Raw genomic sequence first — 9676 nt, 5'->3', positions numbered from 1 at the left:
GTCCTGCATCGCTGCCGCAGCCTGCCCCAGCACCTTTTCCCAGCGTGCCCACTGCTGTGAGAGCGCCTGTTCGCCCGCATGAGCCTCGAACCAGCGGGTGCGTTCGGCCTGGCGCTCGACCAGTGCGGCGCGGCGCGAGCTCATGCCGGTGAGGTTCTCCACGGCTTCTGCCATCTGCTCTTCGACGTGGCGGACTTCGGCCTGCACTTTGCCGCCGGCCGTGGCGAGAGCGCCGATCTGCGCGTCCAGCGCCTTGGCTTGGTCCAGCAAGGGGGCGGCGTCGCGCTGCTCGGCTTCGGCTTTTGCCAGCGCATCCTGCGCGGCGGCGATGCCCGCCGCGGCGTCGGCTGCCTTGGTGCCGGTGCGTTCGGCGTACTGGCGCGCGGCCGATACCTGGTCGGCCAGTTTGCGGTTCTCTTCTTCCAGGCGTGCGCGTTCGGCCAGCAGCGCGCGTGCGGGTTGCACGGCTTCGGTGAGTGCCAGGTGCTGGCGGCGCGGCTCGGCCTCGGCGTGCGCGGCGCGTGCCGCGGCCAATGCCGTTTCGCCGTCCGTCACGTGCGCAGCGAGGCGCGCGTCTTCCTGGTGCCAGCGCCAGTGGGCGTCCAGCTCCTGCTTGCGGGCCTCCAGCGCGGACAGCTGCGCCGTGCCGGTGACCAGGTGCGCTTCCAGTGCGGCGCGGGCTTCGGGGTCGAGCGGCACTTGATCTGACAGGCGGGCCGACAGTGTTTGCAGCTTGCCCTGTTCCAGCTTGTAGCGTTCGAACGCACGTTTGGACAGCGTGGTGTAGACCGTAGTACCGGTCAGCGTTTCCAGCAGCTCGCCGCGTTCGCCCTCATCGCTTTTCAGGAAAGCCGAGAACTCGTTCTGCGCCAGCAGTACAGCGCGCGTGAACTGTTCGAACGTGAGGCCAACACGCTGGACGATCTCCTGCATCGTCTCATTCTTCTTGCGGCCAATGGCAGCCAGCTCGGGGAGCTTGTGCAGCGTGATCGACGAAGCTTGCAGGCCGCCGGTCGCCTTCGAATACGCGCGCCGCACGCTCCAGCGCGAGCGGTAACGCTGGCCATCGCTGCCGACGAAGTCCACTTCGGCGTAGCCTTCCGCCGCGCCACGGCGCAGCAGCGTGCGCGGGTCGTAGGTGGAGACCATGTCCGAGCCGACGTCCGGCAGGGTGCTCGCGTTGCGGCCGGTCTTGAGCAGGCGCGGGGTGGCGTCGTACAGGGCGAGGCAGAGCGCATCGAGCAGGGTGCTCTTGCCCGCACCGGTGGGCCCGCAGATTGCAAACAGGCCGGCCGATCCCAACGTGCCGTTCTCGAAGTCGACGCTGAATTCAGCCGCCAGCGAGGCCAGGTTCTTGCCGCCGATGCGCAGGATCTTCATTCCGCCTCCGGCAGCGCGAGTTCACCGAATGCCGCGACCTGGTCCGGCGGCGCGGGCTCGCCGTAGCGCTCTTCATACAAACGCCGGAAGATCTCATCCGGCTGCAGCTGCTGCAGCTGGTCGAGGGACAGCGCGACCGTGGCGGCGCCGGCGGCGACGCTTTTGCGGGTCGGCTCGATCTTCGCGAGGCGCACCGGCTTGCCCTTGAGTGCAGCCTCCACGCGTGCGCGCAAGCCGGGCTCGGGGCCGTCCAGCAGCACGCGCACTTCCAGATAGGGGTGGCATTCCGGTTCCAGCTCGTCGAGTGCCAGCGCCTCCAGCGCAGCCAGCGCTTCGTCGATGGGCGCGGGCTGCGACGGTACGCGCAGCATCTGCACGGCACGCGGCACGTGCAGAGGCGTTACTTCCCGGACCTGGTGGCCATCGAGATCAATGCGCAGGACCTGGTGCTGGTAAGCGGTCTCGGAGAACGACATCGGCAGCGGGCTGCCCGAGTAGCGCAGCGATTCCTTCTGCCCGATGCGCTGGGCCAGGTGCAGGTGCCCGAGGGCCGCATACGCAATCTCGTCATGGAAGACGGTGGCGGGCAGCGCTTCCGTCCCGCCGATCACGATGCGGCGCTCCGAATCCTGCGAGGGCTGGCCGCTGACCATGTGGCAGTGGCCCATGGCGACGATGGCCTGGCCGTCTTCCCGGCGTATGCGGGCCAGGTCGAACAGCTGCTGGTAGAGCAGGGCGATGCCGCCGAGGTAAGGGTCCGTGGTGTCATCGGCCGTTGGTGCGCCGCGCGGCACATCGCCCGGCCGCAGGAACGGCACGGCCATGCACCATGCCTTGACGTTGCCGCATCTGCCGCGCAGGGGCACCAGCATGCGTTCCAGGTCGATGGCGCCGTCGCCAGTGCGAGGCACGGTGCCGATAACGGCAGTCGCGTGCTCCTCCAGTAGCGGCACGGGGGCTTCCAGCCGCGCGGGCGAATCGTGGTTGCCCGCGATGATGACGATGTTCAGGTGCGGGGCTCGCGCGCGGGCCTGCCGCAAAAAGCGGTAGAGCTGGCGCTGCGAGGCGGCCGAGGGGTTGGAGGTGTCGAACACGTCGCCCGCCACCAGCAGCGCATCCACGTCCTCGCGCACGATCGTCTCCACCAGCCAGTCCAGGAAGCACTGGTGCTCGTAGGTGCGGTCGTAGTTGTGGAGGGACTGGCCGAGGTGCCAGTCGGACGTGTGCAGCAGGCGCATGGGAGGGCGATACAGGCATGGAAAAACGAGGCCGTACTATAGCAGAGTGCGGGGCCGAATTTGCACCGCAATTGCACCTGTACGCCGTTGATGATTCGTCCTTAGAATAAGCACATGACCGATCTCAAGCTCTCGCTTTCCGCCGCCCGTGCGCTGCATCTCGCAGCCCAGGGCATGCTCCAGCCGCGCCGCCGCGGCGCCACCAAGGCGGACGTCCTCGATGCGATCCGCCGCATGGGGATGCTGCAGATCGATACCATCAGCGTGGTGGCGCGCAGCCCTTACCTGGTGCTCTGGAGCCGGGTGGGCGATTACGACACGGCGTGGCTGGACCAGCATCTGGAAGAAGGCCAGCTCTTTGAGTATTGGGGCCACGAGGCGTGCTTCATTCCGATCGAGGACTACGGTTTGTTCCGGCACCGGATGCTGGATCCGGAGGCGATGGGCTGGAAGTACTCGGCGACCTGGATGCGCGAGCGGCGCAAGGAGGTCGACGCGCTGCTGGCACACGTGCGGGAGAAGGGGCCGGTGCGTTCGTCCGACTTCGAGCGCACGGACGGCAAGGCGGGGGGCTGGTGGGAGTGGAAGCCGGAAAAGCGCTCGCTGGAGGTGCTGTTCACGTCCGGCGCGCTGATGATCGCGCGGCGGCACAATTTCCATCGCATTTATGATCTGGCGGAGCGGGTGCATCCGGCGTGGGACGATGCGCAGATGCCGGCGCTGCCGGACGTGCTGCGCACGTTTGCGCTGCGGACGGTGAAGGCGCTGGGTGTGGCACGTTCTGCGTGGGTGGCTGACTATTACCGCACCAAGCCACCAAGGCCTGATCTGGAAGCGCTGGCGGATGAAGGGCTGCTGCTGCGGGCGCGGGTGGAAGGGTGGAGCGACACGGTCTACATCCATCCCGAGCACGCGGAACTGGCGCGGCAGGCGGGGGAGGGGACTTTGACACCGACGCTGACCAGCATCCTGTCGCCGTTCGATCCGATCGTCTGGGACCGGCGGCGGGCGCTCGATTTGTTCGGCTTAGATTACCGGCTGGAGTGCTATACGCCAGCCGAGAAGCGCAAGTACGGGTACTTCACTCTGCCGGTCCTGCGGCGTGGCGCCTTGATTGGCCGGGTGGACGCCAAGGCCCACCGGCGCGAGGGAGTGTTTGAATTGAAGGCACTGACGCTGGAGCCCGGTGTGCGCATCAGCGCGCGGCTGGTCGATGACGTCGCCCGCACCGTGCGGCGCTGCGCCGCGTGGCACGGCTGCCCGGCCGTGCAGGTCACCCGCACCGACCCGCCCGTGCTGGCGGCCGCCCTGCGCACCGCGCTCGGCGAGGCAGACACGGAGCTGGCAGCATGACTGCTCCGATGGCGCGCGCACCAAGCGCGGTCGTGGGGCCGGATGGCGTGCCGTCGCTGGGGCGCTTCCAAGGCCTTGCCGAGTGCTTCGACTGGCACCGCCTCGCGCCGCCGCATGCGCGCGGGGCCTTCTGGCGCCGCTTTCATCACAAGCGCTGGCATTACATGGCGCTGGCGACGCCCGAGCTTTTCTGTGCGGCGGCGGTCGTGGACGTGGGCTGGACCAACACCGCCTTCGCCTACGCCTTCGACCGCGCCCAGCGCCGCGTCATCGCTGCCTTCTCGCGCGACGGCATCCCGGGCCTGACCGCATCCGTCGCCCACAACGCCCTTGGCCGCAGCCGCTTCGCCATGGCAGGGCACCGCGTCGAGCTGGGGCAGCAAAGTCTCACCCTGCGCTGCAAAGACTTCTCTATCGACGCCGTTCTGGCAGGCGAGGCACCCGTGATGCTGGCCGTCGGCCCAGCCCTGGGCGGCTCGATCCACGCCACGCAGAAATCTGGCGGGCTTGCGCTCACGGGCAGCGTGACAGCCGCAGGAAAAACCTGGTCGCTGGACGGCGGCACCGCCAGTTACGACTACTCCAACGGCCTGCTCGCCCGCGACACCGCCTGGCGCTGGGCCAGCGCCCACGGCCCGCGCCTCGGCTTCAACCTGCAAGCCGGCTACTTCGGCGCCCACGAAAATGCGCTGTGGCTCGATGGCGCCATCCATCCGCTGGCCGAAGCTAACTTTGACTATGACCCTGCCAGCCCGCTGGCCCCCTGGCACATCACCACCGCGGATGGCCTGCTGGACCTGACCTTCACGCCCGAAGGCGCGCGGCGTGAAGACCGCAACCTGCTCGTCGCCGCCTCGCGTTACGTGCAGCCGATTGGTGTATTTGATGGGTGGGTGCGCCCACACCAGGGCGCTGACAAGGTGCGTATCGACAGCCTGGTGGGCGTCACCGAAGACCACAGCTCCCGGTGGTAGTCGAGACAGCGCTCAGTCCAGCGTCTGGCGATAGCGCTTGACCGCCACAAACCCCGCGACCAGCATGAACAGCGCGATCGGCCACAGCTCCGGCGCGACCTGCTGCAGCGTGTTCCCCTTTAGCAGGATCCCGCGGATGGCCCGCAGGAAGTGGGTCAGTGGAATCACCTCGCCAATAGTCTGCGCCCACTGCGGCATCCCGCGGAACGGAAACATGAAGCCCGACAGCAGCATCGAGGGCAGAAAGAAGAAGAACGTCAGCTGCATCGCCTGCAGCTGGTTACGGGCCAGCGTCGAAAACGTGAAGCCCACCGCCAGGTTGGCCGCGATGAACAGCGTGAGCACCACCGACAGCAGCATAAAGCTGCCCAGCATCGGCACATCGAACAGCCAGCGCCCGAACAGCAGGATCACCGAGACCTGCACGTAGCCGACCAATATATATGGCACGATCTTCCCGATCATCACCTCGATCGGCCGCGCGGGCGTGGCCAGCAGGTTCTCCATGGTACCGCGCTCCACTTCGCGGGTAACGGCGAGGGAGGTCATCATCACCATCGTCATCGTCAGGATCACGCCGACCAGGCCGGGGACGATGTTGAAGCGGGACAGGCCCTCCGGGTTGTAGCGGCGCTGCACGCGCACGTCGAATGCCGGTGGCGTGGCCGGAGCTTGCACGAGGCTCCCGCGCAGCTCGCGCGCCAGCACCTGCTGCGTCACACCCGCGATGGCCGCCAGCGCGTTGCCGCCGGCCGCGGGATCGGTGGCATCGGCCGCCAGCAACAGGGACGGGCGTTCGCCGCGGATGACGCGCCGGCCAAAATCCGGCGGCACCACCAGCAGGAACTGCGCGTCGCCGGTTTCCAGCAGCCGGTTGCCTTCCGCCTCGCTGCCCGGCTGCGCCACCAGCTTGAAGTAGCGCGAGTTCACCAGCCCATGCACAAAAGCGCGCGAGAACGGGCTGTGGTCCGCCTCCACCACCGCCAGCGGCAGGCCTTTCGGATCGGTGTTGATCGCGTAGCCGAACAGGATCAGCTGCATGATCGGCACCGCCACCATCATCGCGAACGTGAGGCGATCGCGCCGCATCTGGCGGAACTCCTTGATCAGGATCGCCAGCAGCCGGGCGCCGGAGAGGCCGAACATTCTCATGGCTTGGCGCCCTCGGGGCCGAAGTTGTCGTCAGCGTTCTGCATCAGCGCGATGAAGACGTCCTCCAGGTTGGGCTCCACGCGCCGCACGTCGAGGCTCGGTGCACGCAGCTGCTGATCCACGCGCGCGAGCGCGGCATCGAGCACCGCATCCGAATCCCCGCTCACGTGCAAGGCCGCGCCGAACGACGCCACGCTGCGCAGGCTCGTGTCCTCGCGCAGCGCATGGCTCAGCTGCGCCAGTGCGTCGGCGGGTCCGCTGATCTCGCGGCTCGCCAGCGCGGCCTGCGCGATCAGCTCCTCGGCCGTGCCCTGCGCGAGCATGCGGCCGTAGCAGATGTAGGCCAGCGCGTGGCAGCGCTCCGCCTCGTCCATGTAGTGGGTCGAGACCAGCACCGTGAGGCCGTCCGCCGCCAGCTCGTGCAGCTGGTCCCAGAACACGCGGCGGGCTTGCGGATCGACGCCGGCGGTGGGTTCGTCCAGCAGGAGCAGCTTGGGCTCGTGCAGCAGGCAGGCGGCCAGCGCGAGCCGCTGCTTCCAGCCGCCCGAGAGCGCGCCCGCCAGCTGCTTGCGGCGCTCTTGCAGGCCGAGGCGCGCGATGGTTGCGTCGACCTTGGCGCGGCGCTGCGGCACGTCGTAGATGCGGGCGATGAAATCGAGGTTTTCCTCGATCGAGAGGTCGTCGTACAGGCCGAACTTCTGCGTCATGTAGCCGACCTGGCGCTTGATCTGGCGCGCCTGGGTGCGGATGTCCAGGCCCAGGCAGGTGCCTTCCCCTTCGTCCGGCGTGAGCAGGCCGCACAGCATGCGGATGGTGGTGGTCTTGCCGCTGCCGTTCGGACCGAGGAAACCGTAGATGCTGCCGCCGCGGACCTGCATGTCGATGCGCTGGACCACCGTGCGCTCGCCATAGCGCTTGGTCAGGCCATGCACGTCGATGACGATGTCCTGCGCCATTAGCGCTGTGCCTGCGGGACGTTCTGCACCAGCCGCACCTCCAGCGGCTGGCCGGGATGCAGCGCCGCGGCACCGGGGCCGTAGGGCTTGGCCTCGACCATGAAGACCAGGTTCGCGCGCGTCTCCTGGCTGTAGATGATAGGGGCGGTGTATTCGGCGTCGCGGCTAATGAAGCTGATGTTGGCAGCCACCGGCCCCGCGCAGCCGTCACAGCGCAGGCTGACCTGCTGGCCGAGGCGCAGCGCGCCGATGCCGGTCTGCGGGACGAAGAAGCGGGCGCGCACGTAGTCCTGCACCAGCAGGGTCACGACCGGCGTGCCGGCGGGGACCAGTTCGCCCGGGCGGTACAGCACGTCCGCCACTTCCGCGTCGGCGGGAATGGTCATGGTCTTCTGGTCCAGCCGCCACTGGGCTTGCGCGGCTTGCGCCTCGGCGGCCTGCACGTCCTGTTCGGCGGCGCGCAGGGCGTCGCTGCGGGCACCGAGCCGGGAGACTTGCAACTGCGACGCGGCCTCGCGCACGCGGCCTTCGTCGCGCTTGACGGCGGCCTTGAGCTCGTCGATCCGGGCCGGGGAGACGAAGTTCTGCGCCACCAGTTTCGATTCGCGCGCCAGGTCGGCCTGGGACAGGCGCAGCGCGGCCTGGGCCTGCGCCAGCTGGGACTCGACCACCGCCAGTTCCGCCGGGCGGCTGCCCTTGCGCAGGTCCGCCAAGGTGGCGGCGGCGCGGCGCTGGCGGGCCTCCGCTTCCAGTCGCGCGGCGCGCTCGTTGTCCTGTTCCAGCACGAAGGCACGGGCGCCGCGCTGGACGTGGGTGCCGCGCTCCACGTAGCTGCGCGCCAGCGTGCCGGCGATGGGGCTGGCCAGCCGCACATAGTCGGCTTCCACATAGCCGGGGAAGTAAGCGGGTGGTTCGGCGCGGCAGCCGGCAAGCAGTGCGGCGAGCATGGCAGTACCGAGCCGGAACGATGCTTTCGTCATAGAAATCTTGAAGGCGGCCGAGGGATGGACTACGTTATCACATCATCACTAGTGACGAGCTCGGCGAACAATTTGTGAGTTTCTTCAAGCCCGACCGGTTTGCGCTATATCAAAGGCGAGAGGTCGATGCTCCTTACACTGGTCATTTCCGCCCCCGCCTGCGCTCATCCGCGCGGCTGTGGGAATAACAGGGAGGAGACTATGCTAACAGCAACCTATTCGATAGTTGCGATGTCGGTGGAGCAGGCCAACGTCCGTTCGAGCCTGAAGTCGTTCCAGCAGCTGATCCGCTCGACGTTCGAGCCGGCGCAGTTCCTCACGCCCGGGCAGGTGGAGTACGCCTGCGAGGCCATGCAGCGTTTGTATGATGCGTTTCAATGGCGCAAGGTCGAGCAGTATTTGCTGCCGGCGGTGCGCAAGGTCACCCGCCTGGTGGACAAGCTGATGTTCGAGCTGGATGCCCTGAAGCTGTCCGCGGCCGACGCCATGTGCGCGCTGTTCGAGCGCATCCGCGTGCAGCCGGTGGACGACCGTGACAAAGTCTCCCTGTTCTGTTCCCATGCAGACGCCTTCTGCACTTCGCTGCTGACCCGGCTGGAGCGCGAGGAGCGCGAACTGTTCCCGGTCGCGCGCGCGGTGCTGCCGTCGGAAACCTGGTTCGCCATCGCTAACCGCATCCTGGCGATCAACGGCGACGGCAGCGAGGCCGACGAGGCGGACGCCGAGCTGTACGTGGCGCCGTATGCCTCGCCGCCGCGTGACTTGGCGAGTGTGGCGCTCAATTAAGGCTCAGGAACGGCCCCTCCCGATTCTTGCTATGATGGCGCTTTTGAATGCTTGATGCCTCGTCATGTTCGAATTTCTCTTCAAGCGCCAGGGCGACAAGCCCGACGGGACGGGAGCCGAGCCGCAAGCGGACCAGCCTGCCGCGCCGGGGCCCACGCCCCGTGAGCAGCAGGCTGCGCTGTTGAGCCAGCTGGCTGGCAACGAGCAGGCGGCAGCTGATTTCATCCTTCATTCCGAATTCTCCGACTTGCGCCTGGCCGCGGCGGAGCATGTCCATTCTCCTGAACACCTGGAGCGCGTGTACAACGCGATCCGCAACACCGACCGGCGGGTCGCCAAGCTGATGCATGGGCGGCTGGATGCGCATCGCCATCACCAGGCCGAGGTGGAGCGGGCGCGCGCGGCCATCGAGCAGGCGCGGCAGCTGGCCCAGGATGACCGGCTCAGCCCCAATCAGGTGGCGGATCTGGACCGGCGCTGGTCGGTGATCGACGCGTCGGAACTGACGGCGGAATTTACAGAGGTGCGGGCGCAGCTGACGCGGCGGCTGGAGGCGCAGGTGGCGCTGCAGCGGCGCGTGATCGATGCGCTGGCCGAGCTGCGGGCGCTGTCGTCGTCCGCCTCGGCTGCGGCTGATGACGCACGTATCGAGCAGCTGCTGGCCATGCTGGAGGGTGTGGGCAGCGAGCCGGAGCATGTGTCGCTGCCGCGGCATTTGCTGAACGATGCGCAGGCGCTGGCGGCACAACTGCATGCGAGCCGGGATGCGCGGCGGCGCCAGCATGACACTGTGGCAGCGCCAGCGCAGGCTGCGGCCGGCGCGAACGGCGATGCCGGCACCCAGCAGCGGGCAGGGC

The 9676-nt window shown here is 68.0% G+C and carries 8 protein-coding genes and 1 pseudogene; 4 read left to right on the top strand and 5 right to left on the bottom strand.

Annotation, left to right across the window (positions count from 1 at the left end):
• A partial coding sequence (locus E4L96_RS16665; RefSeq protein WP_167758720.1) for an AAA family ATPase occupies positions 1–1380 on the bottom strand: 1380 nt, incomplete at its 3' end.
• On the bottom strand, positions 1377–2618 hold the full coding sequence (locus E4L96_RS16660; protein ID WP_135208337.1) for an exonuclease SbcCD subunit D C-terminal domain-containing protein: 1242 nt from the start codon (positions 2616–2618) through the stop codon (positions 1377–1379). The genes E4L96_RS16660 and E4L96_RS16665, both read right to left, overlap by 4 nt.
• 114 nt (positions 2619–2732) lie before the next feature.
• Here E4L96_RS16660 and E4L96_RS16655 point away from each other — a divergent pair, with 114 nt between their 5' ends.
• Together E4L96_RS16655 and E4L96_RS16650 are read left to right on the top strand one after the other, a co-directional pair.
• Positions 2733–3971: a winged helix-turn-helix domain-containing protein gene (locus tag E4L96_RS16655; RefSeq protein ID WP_135208336.1), complete on the top strand. Its 1239-nt coding sequence runs from the start codon at positions 2733–2735 to the stop codon at positions 3969–3971.
• Positions 3968–4945, top strand: a complete 978-nt coding sequence (locus E4L96_RS16650) for a DUF2804 domain-containing protein (RefSeq protein ID WP_135208335.1) — start codon at positions 3968–3970, stop codon at positions 4943–4945. Before E4L96_RS16655 ends, E4L96_RS16650 begins: the two co-directional genes overlap by 4 nt.
• Positions 4946–4957: 12 nt before the next feature.
• Here E4L96_RS16650 and E4L96_RS16645 read toward each other — a convergent pair whose 3' ends face one another.
• The 3 genes from E4L96_RS16645 to E4L96_RS16635 are packed head-to-tail and all read right to left on the bottom strand — an operon-like array spanning position 4958 to position 8033.
• Positions 4958–6097: an ABC transporter permease gene (locus E4L96_RS16645; RefSeq protein WP_220433448.1), complete on the bottom strand. Its 1140-nt coding sequence runs from the start codon at positions 6095–6097 to the stop codon at positions 4958–4960.
• Positions 6094–7053 (bottom strand): ABC transporter ATP-binding protein, encoded by a 960-nt coding sequence (locus tag E4L96_RS16640; RefSeq protein WP_135208334.1) that lies wholly within the window; start codon positions 7051–7053, stop codon positions 6094–6096. The genes E4L96_RS16645 and E4L96_RS16640 overlap by 4 nt, the downstream gene beginning before the upstream one ends.
• Entirely contained in the window at positions 7053–8033 is a 981-nt protein-coding gene (locus E4L96_RS16635) for an HlyD family secretion protein (protein WP_135208333.1), read from the bottom strand. Before E4L96_RS16635 ends, E4L96_RS16640 begins: the two co-directional genes overlap by 1 nt.
• Positions 8034–8234: 201 nt before the next feature.
• Here E4L96_RS16635 and E4L96_RS16630 point away from each other — a divergent pair, with 201 nt between their 5' ends.
• Both E4L96_RS16630 and E4L96_RS16625 read left to right on the top strand, forming a co-directional pair.
• Entirely contained in the window at positions 8235–8819 is a 585-nt protein-coding gene (locus E4L96_RS16630; RefSeq protein ID WP_135208332.1) for a hypothetical protein, read from the top strand.
• 64 nt (positions 8820–8883) lie between these two features.
• A pseudogene (locus E4L96_RS16625) lies at positions 8884–9676 on the top strand (DUF349 domain-containing protein); the annotation flags it as partial.

The sequence above is a fragment of the Zemynaea arenosa genome, from assembly GCF_004614185.1.
In the GTDB taxonomy this organism is placed as follows: Bacteria; Pseudomonadota; Gammaproteobacteria; order Burkholderiales; family Burkholderiaceae_D; genus Telluria; species Telluria arenosa.
This window is presented reverse-complemented; position numbering and strand designations above follow the sequence as displayed.

What these genes read in the sequence shown, in the direction of transcription:
- E4L96_RS16660 (WP_135208337.1), bottom strand. Translation starts at nt 2,618, where the DNA reads ATGCGCCTGCTGCACACGTCCGACTGGCACCTCGGCCAGTCCCTCCAC.
- E4L96_RS16655 (WP_135208336.1), top strand. Translation starts at nt 2,733, where the DNA reads ATGACCGATCTCAAGCTCTCGCTTTCCGCCGCCCGTGCGCTGCATCTC.
- E4L96_RS16650 (WP_135208335.1), top strand. Translation starts at nt 3,968, where the DNA reads ATGACTGCTCCGATGGCGCGCGCACCAAGCGCGGTCGTGGGGCCGGAT.
- E4L96_RS16645 (WP_220433448.1), bottom strand. Translation starts at nt 6,097, where the DNA reads ATGAGAATGTTCGGCCTCTCCGGCGCCCGGCTGCTGGCGATCCTGATC.
- E4L96_RS16640 (WP_135208334.1), bottom strand. Translation starts at nt 7,053, where the DNA reads ATGGCGCAGGACATCGTCATCGACGTGCATGGCCTGACCAAGCGCTAT.
- E4L96_RS16635 (WP_135208333.1), bottom strand. Translation starts at nt 8,033, where the DNA reads ATGACGAAAGCATCGTTCCGGCTCGGTACTGCCATGCTCGCCGCACTG.
- E4L96_RS16630 (WP_135208332.1), top strand. Translation starts at nt 8,235, where the DNA reads ATGCTAACAGCAACCTATTCGATAGTTGCGATGTCGGTGGAGCAGGCC.